Origin of the sequence: Oceanipulchritudo coccoides, assembly GCF_010500615.1 — a bacterium.
In the GTDB taxonomy this organism is placed as follows: Bacteria; Verrucomicrobiota; Verrucomicrobiia; order Opitutales; family Oceanipulchritudinaceae; genus Oceanipulchritudo; species Oceanipulchritudo coccoides.
On record NZ_JAAGNX010000002.1, the window covers coordinates 614,882 to 631,897 of the forward strand.

Genomic DNA, 17,016 nt, shown 5'->3' on the forward strand with positions numbered 1-17,016 from the left:
ATCAAATTTGGCGATGTTCTAATGAGCGTCCTGTGATCATGAGAGAACTGCTCTTTCACTTTTTTGCCGCCCTGACAATCGTGCCCGCATTTTTTGTGGCCACGAGCCGTAAGCCGGTCAACGCAGCCATGAACATGCTGGTGTCCTTTGTTGGATTGTCGGCCCTGTTTGTCATGCTCGAGACTTACTTTCTGGCGATCCTTCAGGTGCTGGTGTACGCGGGGGCCATTGTGGTCCTCTTTTTGTTCATCATCATGTTGATTGACGCCGGCAAGTCGCCCCATCCCAAGCTGATCCGTTACCTGGCCAGCCTTGCGGCTCTCGCCCTGATGGTCTTTGCAGGTTATGCGCTGGTCTTTGGCGGGGGCTCTGGCCCGTTTGCCGAAATTTCCGTTGTCGCACCGGCAAACATGGCGCGAACTTTCGGGGTCGAATTGTTCACCCGATACCTGCTGCCCTTCCAGATAACCGGCTTCATGCTCCTGATCGCGATGGTCGGGGTCATCGTCATCAGCAAGAAAGCGGAAGCAGAAGGAGGTGCGGAATGACCGTTGCCCTCGAACACTACGTCTTTGTTTCCATCCTCCTCTTTGCCATCGGCTTCTTCGGGGTTCTTTTGAGAAAGAACACACTCGTGGTTTTCATGTGCCTCGAGTTGATGCTAAGCGCCTCGATCCTGGCCCTGATCGCCTTCTCGCGCTACAATGCCACGGCGGCCAACCCGCTCATGGAGGGGAATCTGTTTGTTCTATTTATCATCGCCATTGCCGCCTGTGAAGTATCGGTCGGACTGGCGATTATCGTGACCCTCTGGCGCCGTCATCAGACGGTGGAACTGAATGAAATCAACGAGTTGAAGCACTGATGGATCTGGGAACCGTACTTTCGGGAATTTTGCTGGCACCGCTAATCGCTGCCGGCCTGATCTGGATGTTTGCCCGCCAGCGGGCCGGTCTTGCAATGGCGCTTTCGCTCGCTGCTGCAGCCACCATCCTCGGTTTGAGCGCATGGCTTTTCTTCGGGCTTTGGAACGGTGAGGCCTACGAGGCCCAAGTCGAGTGGCTGACCCTGGGAAATTTCACGCTTTCAGTGGGCTTCCTGCTCAATGACTTGAGCGCGCTCATGTTATTCGTGGTTTCATTCGTCGGCTTCTGGATTCACTTGTTCAGTGTCGGGTATATGACCGATGACGGTGCACGCGGACGGTTTTTCGGTGGCTTATCAATTTTCATGTTCTCGATGCTGGGGATCGTCCTCGCCAACAATCTTTTCATGATGTTCATCTTCTGGGAACTGGTCGGCTTCAGTTCCTACATGTTGATTGGCCACTACCTGAAAACACAAGAGGCCTCGGATGCATCGAAGAAGGCCTTCATCGTGAACCGGGTGGGGGACTTCGGATTCCTGATCGGAATTATCCTCACTTTCTGGACCTTTGGTACGGTTTCTCTCAGTGAGCTGGCCGTCCAGACATCGCTCCAGCCCGAGCTGGTGACAACTCTTGGTGCGCTTCTCCTTTTCTGCGGGGTTCTCGGCAAGTCCGCGCAAATGCCGCTGCACGTCTGGTTGCCCGATGCAATGGCGGGCCCGACACCCATTTCCGCCTTGATCCATGCCGCAACAATGGTGGCCGCCGGGGTTTATTTCCTTGGGCGTACCGTGACTCTTTTCACTCCCGAAGCACTGACTACTGTCGCCTGGGTGGGAGTTGTGACCGCAGTCTGCGCTGCAATCTGGGCCTTCGGCCAGCGCGACATCAAGAAGATCCTTGCCTATTCGACGCTGTCCCAACTCGGTTACATGGTGGCAGGCTTTGGTCTGGGAACCCTTTACGGATTGCACCACGGAGATTCAGCGACCGCACTTTACTACGGCATTGGCGCATCGATGTTCCACTTGACAACGCATGCCTTTTTCAAGGCGCTCCTGTTCCTTGGATCCGGTTCGGTGATCCATGCCTGCCATCACGAGCAGGATATTTTCAAGATGGGTGGCCTGTACAAGAAAATGCCTTTGACGACCCTGACCTTTGGCGCGGGCGTGATCGCGATTGCCGGAATTCCTTTTATTGCCTCAGCCTTTTTCAGTAAGGATGCGATCCTTTATGTGGCCAAGTCCACCAGCCAGCCGGCATTTATTATCCTCACGGGAACGGCGCTCCTGACCGCCCTTTACATGGGCCGACTATTTGTCATCGCCTTCCTGGGCAAGCCCAACAGCGAATCCGCGGAGCATGCCCATGAATCCTCATGGACGATGGTCCTGCCCCTTGTTGTGCTTGCGGTTTTCTCGATTGGGGGCGGCTACCTCGTCATGTATCCAGAGGCCCTCCAAGTTTTGATTGGTACCTGGGTCCCGCATCCGCACGGAGCAGACCACACCCTGATGATCATCATCTCCACGGTCGCTTCCTTCGGCGGATTGATACTTGCCCGTATCATTTACGGTGCCGGCTCAACAACGGACACCCTCGAGGCCAAGATTCCGCCGGTTTACGCATTGGCAAAGTCGCGTTTCTATTTTGACGAGATGTACAACGGCTATGTCCGGTTGATCCAGGATCGCGTGGCCAACATTATCGGCTTTTTCGATACACTTTTCATTTCCGGCATGCTTGTCCGTGGATCGGCCGGTTTGGCTGGTTTGCTTGGCATAGCAGCCCGGCGTATGCACACCGGCAGTGTCGCCACCTACGTCTGGTGGTTTTTTGCCGGCCTTGTTCTTTTCGGCGCTTATGCCGGTGGGTTTCTTGATAGGATTTTCCAATGACACAGCACTTGCCAATAGCCTCCACGGGAGGGATGTGTGACTTTTTCCGAACCATTGGAGAGAGTTATCCGGTCCTGCATTCCTATCTGGTCATTTTTGCGATCGCGATTCCCCTGATCATGGCCCTTTCGCTGGCTGTTTCAGGCAAGCTTCCTGCAAGCGTCGTGAAAGTGAGCGGGATTCTGGGTTTTCTTGTTCCCGGTCTGATCAGTCTCTGGCTGGCGGGTGTTTACCTCTCCAGTGGTTACAACGGACTTTATGCGTTTCCTGTCATTGCCGACCTTGGGCTTGAACAATTTGGGATTCGCCTCCATCTCGGCCTCAACGGTCTGGCCCTGCCATTTTATGTCCTCTCCGGGATTGTTGGTTTGGCGGCTGGCCTTTACGCCGTGCAGAGCGGTGTTGAACGCCTGCGCCTGATGTTGATTCTTTTGCTGATCATGCAGGCTGGCCTGATGGGGGTTTTCTCCTCGGTGGATATTCTCTTCTTCTATTTTTTCCACGAATTCGCCCTTATTCCGACCTTTGTCATGATTGCCATCTGGGGCCGTTCCGGTCGCCGGGCGGTTGCGCTTGAAGTGACGATCTACCTCACCCTTGGTGCGATGATCACCCTGGCCGGCTTGATTGCCCTCTACATTTTCAGTGGAGCCAGCGATTTCAACATGATTGCCCTTCGTGACGCGGTTGTTGCCGCTCCCCGGCAGGGAACAATCTTTGGCCTGTTGCTGATCGGGTTTGGTGTCCTTGTTTCCCTTTTCCCTTTTCACACCTGGGCTCCCCGGGCCTATGCGACTGCGCCTGCGCCTGCAGCAATGCTGCATGCCGGTGTGCTTAAGAAGTTCGGGCTTTATGGCTTGATCCAGATTGCCTATCCCATCCTGCCACAGGGTGTAGCTGACTGGGCACCGCTCCTTCTCATTCTGGCGCTTGGTAACGTGCTTATAATCGGTTTTGTGACCATGGCCCAGCGTGACCTGAAGTTGATGCTTGGGAATGCCTCGGTCATGCACATGGGATACGCCTTTCTCGGACTGTACGCCTATTCGAGCATTGGTATCGGGGCCGCTGTCCTGATGCTGTTTGCGCACGGACTTTCAGTTGCCTTGCTGTTCCTCCTTGCGGATGTCGTCGAGAAACGCGGTGGGACCTGTGACATGGAAGAAATAGGAGGACTTGGGCAGAAGGCACCGGTCCTCATGAGTTTGTTTGTTGCGGCCATGCTGGCCAGTATCGGCCTGCCGGGATTTGCCAATTTCTGGGGCGAGCTTGGAATCTTTGTTTCGCTCTTTGCCACCGCCACACCGTGGGCGCTATATCTGGCCCTGATCGGAATCCTCATTTCCGCAATTTACGGATTACGGGCAATCGCTTCCGTCTTCTTCGGAGAGGAAAAGGGCGAGCTATCCGGCGGCGACATCAGCTGGCGCGAGAAAATACCGGCCCTCCTGTTGCTTGCATTTCTTTTACTCATCGGGATCTGGCCCAAGCTCTTGTCAGATCCTGTCAATGAAAGTGTCACCCGAACCTTTGCCGATAGTGCTCCCACGATGGTTGTCCCTTCCGGTGAGTTTTCCCTGACCAAATAAGATGGAAACTGAAACCCTTCAATCCGTTGTCAGCACCAACCAATGGGGTGCGCTCCTGCCGGAAATCATTCTTGGTTGCTTTGCCGTCCTGATCCTTTTCGTCGACTTGCTTGCACCCAGGACCCGACCTCATTTATCCAGCCTGTCCATTCTGGCGCAATTGATTGCTGGAGCAGTCCTTATTCTGGGAATGCAGGCAAATGCGTCCCGTGATGGGGCAGAGGTTCTCTTTGCGGGCCTGATTGCCCAGGAAAGTACAGCGGACTGGATGCGCCTTTTCTTCCTGCTGTCCTCAATCATCATCACGCACTTGGGATCAGTATTCCTGAAAAAGCAGAAGTTGGCCCATGTTGAATTCTATCATCTCGTCCTGATTGTCTCAGCTGCGTTCATGCTGCTAGTGCAGACGCACCACTTTATCTCCCTTTTTGTTGTCCTCGAAACCCTGACGGTTGGTTTCTACATCCTGGTCGCCTACAAACGCGACAGCCGCCTGTCACTCGAAGCCGGACTCAAGTATTTGATCATGGCGGCTTTCAGTTCAGGGATTTTCCTCTTCGGGGTTGCCCTCCTTTATGGAGCTGCCAGTAATCCGGCCCTCCCCATGACGGCTACCAGCCCGCTGAATTTTTCCGAGCTCACGGCCTTCATCAGCGCCTCGAATGATTTGTTCAACAACAGCACCAACTACATGGTCCTTTTTGGATCAGTGCTCGTCCTAACCGGGATCGCTTTCAAAATCGGGGTTGTTCCATTTCAAATCTGGATTCCGGATGTCTATCAAGGCGCACCGACACCGGTGACCGCATTCCTTGCCGTCTCTTCCAAGGCCGCCGGGTTCTATCTGCTTTACCTGCTTCTGCGGGGTCCATTTGCGGCCCTTGAGCATGTCACGGTTCCCCTGCTGACCGTCATTGCCATCCTGACGCTCCTTTTCGGCAACATTGCTGCACTCGGGCAACGGAATGTGAAGCGCGTCATGGGCATGTCCGGTGTGGCGCATGCCGGTATCCTGCTTATGGGCTTGCTCGCCTCCCTGACAGTCGACTGGGCCTTTGCCGCGGTATTATTCTATCTGGTCACTTACGCCCTCGCGTCCTTTGGCGTCTTTGAGGTGATGGTCCATGTGGCAGAAAGCAACGATGCCGACCAGGATCTCGACCTGTACGACAACCTGCTCAAGAAGGATCCCTATCTGGGCGGAATCCTCCTCATCAGCCTCGGTTCGCTGGCTGGAATCCCGCCATTGGCAGGCTTTATTGCCAAGCTATTGGTCTTTATCGCAGCGTTTCAGGCCGGGCTTTACCCTGTGCTCGGAGTAGCGCTGGCTGGGGTTGTGATTTCCATTTACTACTACTTCGGCTGGATGCGGTCCGCCGCCATGGGAAATCCCTATCTCGCGGAGGATGCTGCCAAGGCCATTACTTCACCGGCTTTAAGCGCACGCCTGGTCATGGGCCTGCTCGCCGGGGCAACCATCCTTTTCGGATTCTACCAGGGCTTCTTCGCGTTCTAGATCCCGGTTCGGGATCAGAGGTGGCCAGAGGGATCTCCTTCGTTTCAGATTATACATTCTTGACGCACGATAAAATGCATGCAAAATGCATGCAATAAATTGAGTGCATAAAGAACAATGAGAACCATGACGATACGGAATGTGCCTGATGAAACCTACAAGGGTCTACAGGAGATGGCCCGGGCTAACCACAGGAGCCTTCAGGAGCAGGTGCGGCTCATGCTCACCGAGGAAGTCGAGCTGAGAAATCCGTCTGTGTGCGAGCAGGCGGCCGCCTACCGGGCCCACTTATCCGGGCGAAATCCTGCCAAGACAGTCATTGAAGACCTTCGAGAAGACCGTTCACGATGATTGCTGTTGTTGATACTTCAGCAGTGCTTCGGATGTTTATTCCGGACGGGCCCATTCCCGATGGGTTAGAAGCTTTTTTCCGAGGCGTTGAGACTGGGGCCAATTTGGCCATTGCCCCGGAGTTGCTGCTGGTGGAAGCCCTGAATGTCGTGGTTAAGAAGCATCGCCGGGAAGAGTTGACGACTGAAGAGGCAGAAAGCCTGATGAGCTTACTCCGGCAAATGCCCATCCGCTATTACGGGCACCTGCCATACGGTTCCCGGGCCTGCCATCTGGCCATCGAAACCGGACTCTCGGGCTATGATGCAATTTTTCTGGCCCTTGCCCTTGATCGGGGGGTGCCATTGTTTACTGCTGATCATCAACTGGAGGCTGTTGCGTCCAGAAAAGGAATCGGCCGGCCTCGGGGCTAGCGCTAAATACCCAATCGACGATTGAGGCTTGATATCCAGCCGAAAATGGAGTCCATTTCCCTCCTTGCGCATACTGGAATTCTCCAGATGCGACTTTGAAATCAGTCTATTTAGTTTTAATTCCCGTATTTGAAAGGACTTGATCGATGCGACAGGTACCCAGAAAGCGAGCCATTGGCTCCATAAAAGACGAAGGGGGTCACTCATGAAGAGTGTGACCGACTTTTCCCGCTACCATTCCGAAGGGCAGCCCATTTCCATGGTGACCTGCTACGATGCATGGAGCGCCCGACTGATTGCGGAAACCAACGTGGATGCGGTCCTTGTGGGCGACAGCGTGGCCATGGTCATGCACGGGCATCCGTCAACTGTTCACGCGACCACCGATATGATGGCGAGCCACACGGCGGCGGTCCGGCGCGGAATCGGCGATCGCTTTGTAACCACCGACATCCCCTTCCCTGAGCATCGCAAGGGTCTCCGGGGCGCGATGGAGTCAGTGGACACGATCATGAAGGCGGGGGCAAATGCTGTGAAAATTGAAGGGGCCCAAGGGCATCTCGATGTGATCCGGCACATTGTCCAGAGCGGTGTCCCCGTCATGGGGCATTTGGGACTGACGCCGCAATCCGTTAATCTAATGGGCGGTTACCGGGTTCAGGGAAGAGAGGCCGCCGCCGCTCAGCAAATTGAACTGGATGCCCTGGCTCTTCAGGAGGCTGGTGTATACGCCTTGGTCCTGGAATGTGTTCCGGCAGAGCTGGCTGCCCGCGTGACAGAGTCGTTGAGCATCCCGACAATCGGGATAGGTTCAGGTCCCTCCTGCAGTGGACAGATTCTGGTTCTGCAAGATCTCCTGGGCATGAACCTTGGTTTCAAACCGAAGTTCCTCAGGACGTATGCCGAAGGATCTCAAAATATCATGCACGCGCTGAATAGCTATAACGAGGACGTGAAAGCGGGCTCATTCCCTTCACTGGAGGAAAGTTTTCATTATGAAACAACTCGCAAACATTAATTCACTCAAGGACTGGCGGCGCTCAATTGGCACCGGATCGGTTGGATTTGTCCCAACGATGGGGGCCCTTCATGCCGGTCACGGAAAACTGATTGAGCAGTCCTGCGCGGAGAATGAAAAGACGCTGGTCAGCATTTTTGTCAACCCGACCCAGTTCAATGACCAGAATGACTGTGCAACTTATCCGCAACCCTTGAAGGAAGATCTGGAGTTGTGTGAAAAGGCAGGGGTGGATGCGGTTTTTCTGCCTCAGCGCCGCGAACTTTACCCGGACAATTACACCTACCGGGTCATAGAAAATGAAGAGAGTACTGTCCTTGAGGGGGAAAGCCGCCCGGAGCATTTTGACGGGGTCCTGACCGTTGTCATGAAACTCCTGATACTGGCCAATGCCAACAAGGCTTACTTCGGGGAAAAGGACTGGCAGCAACTCAAACTTGTCAGGGGAATGGCTGGTGCGTATTTTCTTGATACGGAGGTTGTTGGCGTTCCAACCGTGAGGGAAGAGGACGGACTCGCCTTGAGCAGTCGCAACGTCCGCCTTTCCGCCTCCGCACGCATGCTGGCGCCTGAGTTTCACCGGGTTCTTTCCACGGCAATGGATTGTGCCATGGCACGCCTTGAATTGGAATCGCTCGGCTTTGATGTTGAGTATGTCGATGAGCGTGATGGCCGCCGCCTGGGGGCCGTCCAGTTGGAGGGGGTCCGGTTGATCGATAATGTTCAGGCGATGGAATAGAGATGATCTTGTGTTTTGATATTGGCAACACCGACATCTACGGCGGCGTTTGCGAGGGGCGGGAGTTGGTTGCGGAATTCCGCAAGGCCAACCACTTCCATCCGAGCGCTGATGAGTTTGGTGTATTTGTCCGGCAAATACTTTCGTCCAAAGGCGTGAAGCTGGAATCGCTGAAGGCGGTCGCGGTGGCCTCTGTTGTCCCCGATTGCATTGGAATGGTGAGGGAGGCGGCACGTTCGTATCTGGGGATTGATCCCTTGATCCTTAAGGCTGGTGTGAAAACCGGCTTGAAGATTCGCACGAATAACCCGTCTGAGGTCGGCGCGGACCGGATTGCGAATGCTATTGCCGCTGTGGAACTATACCCGGCAATGGACCGTATTGTTGTCGACATGGGGACAGCGACAACCTTCTGCGCGATCAACCAGAAGGATGAATATCTTGGTGGTGTGATCTGTGCGGGGATGGGTCTTTCGATGAAGGCCCTGGCCCAGAACACGGCCAAGTTGCCGTATGTGGATCTTGTCCGACCAGGCAATTGCCTTGGAAAGACAACCGTGGAGAGTATTCAAAACGGGCTCTATTTCAGCCATCTTGGATTAATCCGTGAGGTGGTTGGCCGCCTAAAGGAAGAAGCCTTCGAAGGTCGTGAACCGGTTGTCATTGGAACTGGTGGCCACGCTGGATTCTTTCGTGAGGAATCTTTGTTATCGGCCTATGTGCCTGATCTTGTCCTGCGCGGGCTTTGTCGTGCAGTCGAATTAAACTCAACCCTTTAAGAGGAACAGACCTATGAATCGTATTTTACTAAAATCAAAAATCCATCGGGCCACGGTGACTGACGCTGACCTGAACTACACCGGATCCATTTCCCTCGGACCGGAGTTTCTGGAAGCGGCCGACCTGCTGGAGTTTGAACAGGTCGACATCTATAACTGTAACAATGGCGAGCGTTTCCATACGTATGTTATCCTTGGTCAACCCGGCGAAGTTTGCCTCAACGGTGCTGCTGCGCGAAAGGTACAGCCGGGGGATATTGTTATTATCGCAAGTTACGCGGAGTATGAGGATAGCGAGGCAAAGGCCCATAAGCCGACCCTCATCTACGTCGACGATAAGAACTCCATTTTGAAGGATTAAAATAAAAGGCCCTCCGGCGGGGTAAACCGGAGGGCCTTGGATATACCATCGCAAACCGTGGTCGTTACTGGCAGGCCTCGCATTCTTCGCCATTCATCATGGCTTCGATGGAGCAGGCCGTTTTCTCAGCCTCGGTGAAAACCTTCTTGTTCTGGGTCTCCTGTTTTATGGAAACGGTCGCTTTCTCGATATTTGAAGCACCGAGCGTGCGCAGGTAATAGGTTGTTTTCAGTCCCATGCGCCAGGCACTTCGATACATGTGAGAGAGGGTCTTGAGGTCGGGGTGGGCAAGCCACAGGTTAACCGATTGCGACTGGTCAATCCACTTTTGACGCCGGCTACCGGCCTTGACTATCCAAGTGTGATCAATGTCAAAAGCCGTCAAATACTTGATGCGGATATCCTCTGGGATCCGTTCGATTTTACTCAAATCCCCATCAAAGTATTTCAGTTGATCCCGGACATCGTCATCCCACAAGTTCCGGCTCTTCAATTCGCGGACAAGGTGGGCATTGAGGACAATGAACTCGCCGGAGAGATTGGACTTCACGAATATGTTCTTGTACGTCGGTTCAATGCAGGGGCTTGATCCCATGATATTGGAAATTGTCGCCGTGGGTGCGATGGCCAGGACATTGGAATTCCGCATTCCCTGTCGGGCGATCTTATCCCGGACGGGTTGCCAGTCCATGGCTCCTCCGCGTGACATATCCAATTCCACACCACGTTCCTTCTCAAGAAGATCAAGGGTGTCCTGAGGCAAAAGCCCGCGGTCCCATTTGGATCCCTTGTAGGAACTGTAAGTGCCGCGTTCGCCTGCCAAGTCGCTGGATGCTTCATATGCGTAGTAGGCAATTGCTTCCATGAAGGTGTCGTTGAACTCGACAGCTTCCTCGCTGGCGAAGGAATGGCCGCGTGCAAACAAGGCATTCTGCAATCCCATGATGCCCATGCCGATGGGCCGGTGGCGCTGGTTGGCATTGCGTGCGGCTTCCGTCGGGTAGAAGTTGATATCGATCACATTATCCAGTGCACGGATCGCGACTTGGACAGTTTCACGCAGCTTCTTGTGATCGATGGATCCATCCTCAGCGAGGTGGTTTTCAAGAACCACGGACCCCAAGTTACAGACAGCTGTCTCATCCGCTCCTGTGTTCAGGGTAATCTCTGTACAGAGGTTGGAGCTGTGAATGACTCCACAATGATCCTGTGGACTGCGAACATTGCAGGCATCCTTGAAAGTGATCCACGGATGGCCGGTTTCAAACAGCATTTTCAGCATTTGTTTCCAGAGATCGATGGCCGGCATCTTTTGTCCCCAGATCTTTCCTTCCTCGGCGAGTTGTTCGTAGTACTCGTACTTTTCCTCGAACGCCTTGCCGTAAAGGTCATGCAGGTCTTTAACCTGGTTTGAGCGAAAAAGTGTCCACTCCTGACGGGATTCCATGCGCCGCATGAACAAGTCTGGAATCCAGTTGGCTGTATTCATATCGTGGGTACGACGACGGTCATCTCCGGTGTTCTTCCGGAGTTCCAGGAAGTCGAGGATGTCGTTGTGCCACGTCTCAAGGTACGCGCATCCTGAACCACGCCGCTTGCCGCCTTGGTTGACCGCGACCAGCTGGTCGTTGTGCAGCTTGAGGAATGGAATGACGCCCTGGCTCTCCCCGTTGGTTCCCTGTATGTAGGATCCTGTCCCGCGAACGGAAGTCCATGAGCCGCCAAGTCCGCCCGCCCACTTTGACAGGTAGGCGTTTTCGGAAATGCCGCGCTGCATGATGCTCTCGATGGAGTCGCCAACCTGGTAGAGGTAGCAGCTTGAAAGCTGGCTGTGCAAGGTACCCGAGTTGAAGAGGGTGGGCGTGCTGCTGCAGAAGCGCCGGCTCTTGTACATCGAGTAAAGCTTGATGACCCATTCCTCGGGTTGTTCTTCTTCCTTGATAAAGAGACCCATCGAAACGCGCATCCAGAAAAACTGTGGAACTTCCAGTCGCCGCGATGGCTCAGCCACCTTGTCCACGATGAGATAGCGGTCGAAGAGAGTCTGAATCCCGAGATAATCAAAATCCATATCCGCACCTGGATCAAGCGACAGGGCCAGCTTTCCAAGGTCGTACTTATGGACAATCTGCGGGTTGATCCGTCCGATTTCCACCCCGCGGTTCAAATAGCGGCGAAATGCCTTTTGATGGGCTTCCTTCAGCTTGCCGATACCGTCACGCCCAATTTCCCAATCGAGAACCTCCTCGTAGATGTAGCTAAGAAGAATGCGTCCGGCAAACTTGCTGAAATCGGCATCGCGCTCGATGAGGCTCTTGGCGTTGAGAATGATCGTTTTCTGCAGGTCTTCCTGCTTCATCTCGCTGTAGAGGGAGCGGCGAAGTTCGGCTTCAATCTCTTCCTTGTTGAGGCATAGATCCAAGCCGATCATACCAAACTCAATCCGCTTTTTCAGGTCCACACCGTCCCAGAACACATTTGCTCCGTTGGGGAGGGTGATCATGATCATGCTCTCCTGGCGCTCGTCATCCTTCGGTTCGAAGATTTCCGAATCACGCAGGTGGCGGCGATGGGCACGATAAAGGATATAGGCTTCAGCCACTTTGTAATGACCAAGGCGCATCAACTCTTCCTGAACAATGTCCTGTACTTCCTCAATGTGGACGCGCGAAACGCGCTGGTTGAGAAGATTCTCCGCGACGGCGTCGGCCACCATGACTGCCGGTTCGGAATCCATCCCGAGGGTCAGCATGGCCTTGCGGACAGCAATTTCCACCTTGGTCGTATCCCAAGGGACAATCTTGTTGTTGCGCCGGATGACGGCCACATTGAGCGAAACCGGCCGACCGGGTGTACGCGTGGACTTGCGCAGGAGGAGCAGGCTCTTGGCCACGTCAGGCGCGTTGTTCTCGATCAATGTCTTTTCGATCAGGAGGTAGATTTCCGACTCGCTCAAGGTGAGTGGCTTTCCTTCCTTGGCCAGTTCGCCAAGGCGCGTGGCCACGGTTGAGGATACTGCCGCGACAAACTGGCAGTTTTTATCATTATAGATATCCGTTTCCTCCGCATCGCGTGAAAGGATCAGGTTGGTCAACGCGTTTCCGACAGTTTCAGCTACTTCAGCCAGATCAAAGTTAGATACCCCGTTGCCGGCTTTCACCTTTACGGAGCTTGGAATCATATCCGCTGGGAACTTTGTGTCGTCATCGACAACACCCCGCCAGTCAAACCGTGGCTTGTCCTCCTTTGGGGTCCGGGTAAAGCGTTTCAGGGCGATGTCTTCATCGTAGGCCGTATTTTCAATCATGTGTGAAATCCTTTTTCTTCGTTTGTCTGGTTTGTAGTGGTTTTTCTATAGCTCGTCGTCATCAACAACTTCAAGCGAGCTGGACTTCTGGTATTCCGTGACGCGCCCTTCGAAGAAATTCTGTTCTTTCTGGATATCCATCATCTCGGCGAGCCAGGGAAGTGGATTTTTGACGCCGGGATTAATTGGCTGGAGGCCGACACTTTCGAGGCGGCGGTCCGCGATGTAGTCAATGTACTGGGTAAACTCGGAAGCACTGAGACCGAGGGCGTTGACTGGCAGGCAGTCTTCAATGAATTCTTTCTCAAGCCGGACGGCTTCTTTCATCAGGTCAACAAGCTCCGCCTGGAATTCCTTGGTCCAAATGTCCGGGTTCTCCTCGATGAGATCCACGAAGAGGTTCTTGAAGACGGAAATATGGTTGGATTCATCCCGCAGGGTGTAGCGGAACATCTGCCCGATTCCCGGGAATTTGTTCTGTCTGTACAGGCTCAGGACCATGCCGAAGAGGCCGTAGAACTGGGTCCCTTCCATACACTGGCCAAACAGGAACATGTTCTTGGCCAGCTCCTGCTTGTTTTCAGTCTGTGTCAGGTCAATATCCCGTCGCAGTTGCCGGCTGTTGTTCACCACGAGTGAATTCTTGGCCTTGATCGTCGGGACATCCTCAAACATCGCCTCACACTCATGCGGGTTCAGCCCGAGGGAGCTGATCATGTAGACAAGGCTGTCCGCATGGATGTTTTCCTCGTGCGCATGGCGGCCGAGGACCAGCTTCAGTTCGGGGGCGGTCACGACCTCCCGGGTAACATGTAGGATATTATCGCCGACAATGCCTTCCGCGGCGCTGAAATACCCGATGGCCATCTTGATGATCCAGCGGTCGATTTCAGAGATTGCCCCGGAGGTGTCGCGCCACTGCTCGACATCCTTCTGCATGGGCACATCTTCCGGCTCCCAGTGGTTGGCCTTCATTGTCTTGTAATGCTCGTAAGCCCACTGGTACTTCAACGGAAGAATGTTGAAGAACATGGTCTCCTTCCCGTTGATGACTTTCTTGGCCGAAAAGGCCGCTTCTGCTTTCTGTTTATCGAGTACGAATTCCTTGTTTCCGATTTTTACGACGGTCGTTTCCATGAAGTTGTTTTGCTAACTGGTTGATATTGAAGTGAATAAAAATAACGAATATCTATTTGAGGTTGATTTGAACACCCACCCCAACATGTTGGGGTTGTTAAACTCAAATTGCACTAGATATGGTGTCAACGGTATTTAATAGTCCTTATTAGTTTTTTCTCCGGTCGAGCTATACCGCAGCTATTCAGAGATGAATTTCCATTTGAAAACACAAGCAGGAGATATTGGAACTTGTTCACATCGGGCAGGGAATCATGGTGCCGGGACTATCTGGAAAAGTGTTTTGACAGGGCTTCCGTATGGGATAGCTCTTGGCCCATGGTTCCGGTGACGGTTTCGAATGTGGAGAAGCGATTTGGCAACGTGGTGGCACTCAAGGGTGTCGACCTTGAGATTGCCCCGGGCGAGCTCTTTTTTCTTTTGGGCCCGAGCGGGTGTGGAAAGACAACCCTGCTGCGTTGCCTGGCGGGATTTTACATTCCGGAACGGGGAACAATTCATTTTGGCAAATCTGATGTAACCCGGCTGGCTCCGCACAAGCGGAACACCGGGATGATGTTCCAGAGTTATGCTCTCTGGCCCCATATGACTGTGGCTGAGAACGTCGCCTTCGGCTTGGAACAGCGCCATGTGAACCGCAAGGAGAAGCAGGCCCGGGTGGAGGAGGCATTGGCCTCGGTCAGGATGGAAAAGTATGCCAGCCGGAAGCCTAACCAGCTCTCTGGCGGCCAGCAGCAGCGCGTCGCGCTGGCCCGCTCGCTGGTAATTCGCCCGCAGTGCCTCTTCCTTGATGAACCCCTCTCCAATCTTGATGCAAAGCTGCGGATGGAAATGCGGCAGGAAATCCGGCGGGTCTGCAAGGAATACAACCTGACCACGATCTACGTCACTCACGACCAGAAGGAGGCTCTCTCAATCGCCGATCGGATGGCGATTCTGAGTGAGGGGGAAATCCTCCAGCTGGGCACGCCTGCCGGTGTCTACAAGCGACCGAAAAGTGCCTTTGTCGCAGACTTCATCGGCGAGACCAATTTCATCGAGGGGACGGTGGTGCGCGCTGGAGCAGGCAACATCCTTGTGAAAACCCTGATCGGTGATCTAAGCGGGGTGGCTGGCGACCCGGAAGATTCCTTTACGGAAGGACAACAGGTCACCCTTTCTATCCGTCCGGAATGCGTGAAACTCGATACCTATCCGGTTGAGGAAAATGGATTTGCCGGAAAAATCGGTGAGTCGGTCTACTACGGGGAATTGGCCCAGTACGAGTTTTTCAGCGGCGAGGATTTCCACCTCAAGGTATTTGAATTGAATCCGCGCTATTTGAACCGCGTCGGGCAGGAAGGGCTGTATGCCTATGTTGACCCGGATGATGTGGTCGTTCTTTCCAAATGAATAAAGCGGGCAAGCTATTCATCGTCCTGGCGCTGGTGGTTGTTCTGGGCCTCCCGTTTCTCCTGCAGAAATCGGAAAAAGTGACCCGTTTCGCCGATGACACGGTGGTGATCATAACCCCGCACACGGAATCAATTCGCTACGAATTTGCCCGTGCCTTTGAGAAGTGGTACCAGCAGAAGACCGGGCGGTCCATTTACGTGGACTACCGGGTGATTGGGGGAACAAGTGAAATTGGTAAATTCCTGAATTCAGAATTTACCAATTCCTTCCGTAACCATTGGGAGAATGACCTGCAGCAGGAGTGGACCCAGGCGGTTCAGGCGGCTTTCGCCAATCCCTACACCATGCCCGATTCGACACCGGGGGACGATACGCCCGCGGAAGCGGCGCGCCGTGCCTTTCTGGCCAGTGGGGCCAGCAGCGGTATTGACTTGTTCTTTGGTGGTGGCGCCTACGATTTCCGTAAGCAGGCCAATATCGGCAATCTCGTGGATGCCGGACTTTTGCGATCCCGTCCGGATTGGTTTCAGGAAACGGTGATTCCGGGCGCCATCCCAAAGGCTATTCCGGAGAGTATTTCGGGGGAAAGCTTTTATGACGGGGAAGGGCGCTGGTACGGCACCGTACTCTCGAGCTACGGCATCATTTACAATCGCGATGCCTTGGCTCGCCTCGAAATCCCCAATGAGCCGCGGCAATGGGTGGATCTCACCGACCCGCGTTACTTTGGCCAGATCGCGGTCAGTGATCCGACAAAAAGCGGATCCATGGCGCAGGCCTTCGAAATGATCATCCAGCAGCAGATGCATCTGTTGGAGGGACAAGGAAACCGGGACGAGCATGAGGTGGTCCGGGAGGGCTGGATACGCGGGATGCAGGTTGTGCAGAAAATTGCCGCCAATGCCCGCTATTTCACGGATACCTCGCAGAAGCCCAACATTGACGTGGCGACAGGCGACTGTGCCGCCGGTATGTCAATTGATTTCTACGGGCGCTTTCAACAGGAGAACATTCTCGATCGAAGCGGGGATACACGCTTTGGATTTCATGTCCCCGTGGGTGGGACGACTGTCTCTGCGGATCCGATTGGCTTGCTGCGAGGAGCCCGCAATAAAGAGCAGGCGATCCTGTTCATTGAGTTTGTCCTCTCACTCGAAGGACAGAAACTCTGGAATTTCAAGGTTGGGGAACCCGGCGGGCCGGAATTGTTCAGTTTGCGTCGGCCCCCCATTCGTCCAGAGCTCTATGGCCCTGAATGGAATCAGAAGCGATCCGATGCTTCATTCAACCCCTACGTCGCAGCGCGGGACTTTACTTACCGGGGAGATTGGACCGGACGCCTTTTCAGCGAAATCCGCACAATCATCCGGATTTGCTTCATTGACGTGCGAAAGGAATTGGTCGAGGCATGGGCCGCAATTATTAAGGCGAAGAATGCAGGCAGGTTGGCCGATGCCGAAGAGGCTGAGCGGATCATGCAGGACATGACGCCGATTTCCTACGAGGAGGCTGAGACAACAATCGATGCGGTCCTGAAAGCGCCGAGGATTGAGGAAGTGCGATTGGCCCGTGAGCTGAGTGAGCATTTTCGTGAACAATACAAGCGCGCACGCCGAATTGCAGAGGGGCGGTGAGGTTTTTC

At 54.0% G+C, this 17,016-nt stretch carries 15 protein-coding genes; 13 read left to right on the plus strand and 2 right to left on the minus strand.

Translation table 11 applies throughout. The features are described from left to right. The first annotated feature begins 38 nt into the window (after window positions 1–38). The 11 genes from G0Q06_RS08175 to panD all read left to right on the plus strand — a co-directional run bounded on the left by G0Q06_RS08175 (window position 39) and on the right by panD (window position 9,535). On the plus strand, window positions 39–548 hold the full coding sequence (locus G0Q06_RS08175) for an NADH-quinone oxidoreductase subunit J family protein (protein WP_238710424.1): 510 nt from the start codon (window positions 39–41) through the stop codon (window positions 546–548). Next, window positions 545–865, plus strand: a complete 321-nt coding sequence (nuoK, locus tag G0Q06_RS08180) for an NADH-quinone oxidoreductase subunit NuoK (RefSeq protein WP_163964283.1) — start codon at window positions 545–547, stop codon at window positions 863–865. Before G0Q06_RS08175 ends, nuoK begins: the two co-directional genes overlap by 4 nt. Continuing rightward, a complete protein-coding gene (gene nuoL / locus G0Q06_RS08185) occupies window positions 865–2,769 on the plus strand; it encodes an NADH-quinone oxidoreductase subunit L (protein ID WP_163964285.1) in 1,905 nt (634 codons plus the stop codon). The genes nuoK and nuoL overlap by 1 nt, the downstream gene beginning before the upstream one ends. Then, entirely contained in the window at window positions 2,766–4,358 is a 1,593-nt protein-coding gene (locus tag G0Q06_RS08190) for a complex I subunit 4 family protein (protein ID WP_238710426.1), read from the plus strand. Before nuoL ends, G0Q06_RS08190 begins: the two co-directional genes overlap by 4 nt. A 1-nt stretch (window position 4,359) precedes the next feature. After that, the gene (locus tag G0Q06_RS08195) at window positions 4,360–5,874 is read left to right on the plus strand and encodes an NADH-quinone oxidoreductase subunit N (RefSeq protein WP_163964287.1); all 1,515 of its coding nucleotides are present in this window, start codon (window positions 4,360–4,362) and stop codon (window positions 5,872–5,874) included. Between the two features lie 126 nt (window positions 5,875–6,000). Beyond that, on the plus strand, window positions 6,001–6,225 hold the full coding sequence (locus G0Q06_RS08200; protein WP_163964289.1) for a FitA-like ribbon-helix-helix domain-containing protein: 225 nt from the start codon (window positions 6,001–6,003) through the stop codon (window positions 6,223–6,225). Continuing rightward, entirely contained in the window at window positions 6,222–6,638 is a 417-nt protein-coding gene (locus tag G0Q06_RS08205) for a type II toxin-antitoxin system VapC family toxin (RefSeq protein ID WP_163964291.1), read from the plus strand. The genes G0Q06_RS08200 and G0Q06_RS08205 overlap by 4 nt, the downstream gene beginning before the upstream one ends. Window positions 6,639–6,843: 205 nt before the next feature. Next, entirely contained in the window at window positions 6,844–7,656 is an 813-nt protein-coding gene (gene panB, locus G0Q06_RS08210) for a 3-methyl-2-oxobutanoate hydroxymethyltransferase (RefSeq protein WP_163964293.1), read from the plus strand. Further along, window positions 7,631–8,395, plus strand: coding sequence for a pantoate--beta-alanine ligase (gene panC / locus G0Q06_RS08215; protein ID WP_425496122.1), 765 nt, complete (start codon window positions 7,631–7,633; stop codon window positions 8,393–8,395). The genes panB and panC overlap by 26 nt, the downstream gene beginning before the upstream one ends. A 2-nt stretch (window positions 8,396–8,397) precedes the next feature. After that, window positions 8,398–9,174 (plus strand): type III pantothenate kinase, encoded by a 777-nt coding sequence (locus G0Q06_RS08220; protein ID WP_163964296.1) that lies wholly within the window; start codon window positions 8,398–8,400, stop codon window positions 9,172–9,174. A gap of 13 nt (window positions 9,175–9,187) precedes the next feature. After that, the gene (gene panD / locus G0Q06_RS08225; RefSeq protein ID WP_163964298.1) at window positions 9,188–9,535 is read left to right on the plus strand and encodes an aspartate 1-decarboxylase; all 348 of its coding nucleotides are present in this window, start codon (window positions 9,188–9,190) and stop codon (window positions 9,533–9,535) included. A gap of 64 nt (window positions 9,536–9,599) precedes the next feature. Here panD and G0Q06_RS08230 read toward each other — a convergent pair whose 3' ends face one another. Together G0Q06_RS08230 and G0Q06_RS08235 are read right to left on the minus strand one after the other, a co-directional pair. Further along, window positions 9,600–12,842, minus strand: coding sequence for a ribonucleoside-diphosphate reductase subunit alpha (locus G0Q06_RS08230; RefSeq protein WP_163964300.1), 3,243 nt, complete (start codon window positions 12,840–12,842; stop codon window positions 9,600–9,602). Between the two features lie 45 nt (window positions 12,843–12,887). Then, the gene (locus G0Q06_RS08235) at window positions 12,888–13,979 is read right to left on the minus strand and encodes a ribonucleotide-diphosphate reductase subunit beta (RefSeq protein ID WP_163964302.1); all 1,092 of its coding nucleotides are present in this window, start codon (window positions 13,977–13,979) and stop codon (window positions 12,888–12,890) included. Between the two features lie 318 nt (window positions 13,980–14,297). Between G0Q06_RS08235 and G0Q06_RS08240 the strand changes: the two genes are divergently transcribed. Both G0Q06_RS08240 and G0Q06_RS08245 read left to right on the plus strand, forming a co-directional pair. Beyond that, the gene (locus G0Q06_RS08240; RefSeq protein ID WP_163964304.1) at window positions 14,298–15,371 is read left to right on the plus strand and encodes an ABC transporter ATP-binding protein; all 1,074 of its coding nucleotides are present in this window, start codon (window positions 14,298–14,300) and stop codon (window positions 15,369–15,371) included. Next, window positions 15,368–17,008 carry an ABC transporter substrate-binding protein gene (locus G0Q06_RS08245; RefSeq protein WP_163964306.1) on the plus strand — a complete coding sequence of 547 codons (1,641 nt, stop codon included), beginning with the start codon at window positions 15,368–15,370 and terminating at the stop codon, window positions 17,006–17,008. Before G0Q06_RS08240 ends, G0Q06_RS08245 begins: the two co-directional genes overlap by 4 nt. The last annotated feature ends 8 nt before the right edge of the window (window positions 17,009–17,016 follow it).

Excerpts from the sequence above, each read along its gene's own strand:
- G0Q06_RS08175 (WP_238710424.1), top strand. The coding sequence starts at position 39 with ATGAGAGAACTGCTCTTTCACTTTTTTGCCGCCCTGACAATCGTGCCC.
- nuoK (WP_163964283.1), top strand. The coding sequence starts at position 545 with ATGACCGTTGCCCTCGAACACTACGTCTTTGTTTCCATCCTCCTCTTT.
- nuoL (WP_163964285.1), top strand. The coding sequence starts at position 865 with ATGGATCTGGGAACCGTACTTTCGGGAATTTTGCTGGCACCGCTAATC.
- G0Q06_RS08190 (WP_238710426.1), top strand. The coding sequence starts at position 2,766 with ATGACACAGCACTTGCCAATAGCCTCCACGGGAGGGATGTGTGACTTT.
- G0Q06_RS08195 (WP_163964287.1), top strand. The coding sequence starts at position 4,360 with ATGGAAACTGAAACCCTTCAATCCGTTGTCAGCACCAACCAATGGGGT.
- G0Q06_RS08200 (WP_163964289.1), top strand. The coding sequence starts at position 6,001 with ATGACGATACGGAATGTGCCTGATGAAACCTACAAGGGTCTACAGGAG.
- G0Q06_RS08205 (WP_163964291.1), top strand. The coding sequence starts at position 6,222 with ATGATTGCTGTTGTTGATACTTCAGCAGTGCTTCGGATGTTTATTCCG.
- panB (WP_163964293.1), top strand. The coding sequence starts at position 6,844 with ATGAAGAGTGTGACCGACTTTTCCCGCTACCATTCCGAAGGGCAGCCC.
- G0Q06_RS08220 (WP_163964296.1), top strand. The coding sequence starts at position 8,398 with ATGATCTTGTGTTTTGATATTGGCAACACCGACATCTACGGCGGCGTT.
- panD (WP_163964298.1), top strand. The coding sequence starts at position 9,188 with ATGAATCGTATTTTACTAAAATCAAAAATCCATCGGGCCACGGTGACT.
- G0Q06_RS08230 (WP_163964300.1), bottom strand. The coding sequence starts at position 12,842 with ATGATTGAAAATACGGCCTACGATGAAGACATCGCCCTGAAACGCTTT.
- G0Q06_RS08235 (WP_163964302.1), bottom strand. The coding sequence starts at position 13,979 with ATGGAAACGACCGTCGTAAAAATCGGAAACAAGGAATTCGTACTCGAT.
- G0Q06_RS08240 (WP_163964304.1), top strand. The coding sequence starts at position 14,298 with ATGGTTCCGGTGACGGTTTCGAATGTGGAGAAGCGATTTGGCAACGTG.
- G0Q06_RS08245 (WP_163964306.1), top strand. The coding sequence starts at position 15,368 with ATGAATAAAGCGGGCAAGCTATTCATCGTCCTGGCGCTGGTGGTTGTT.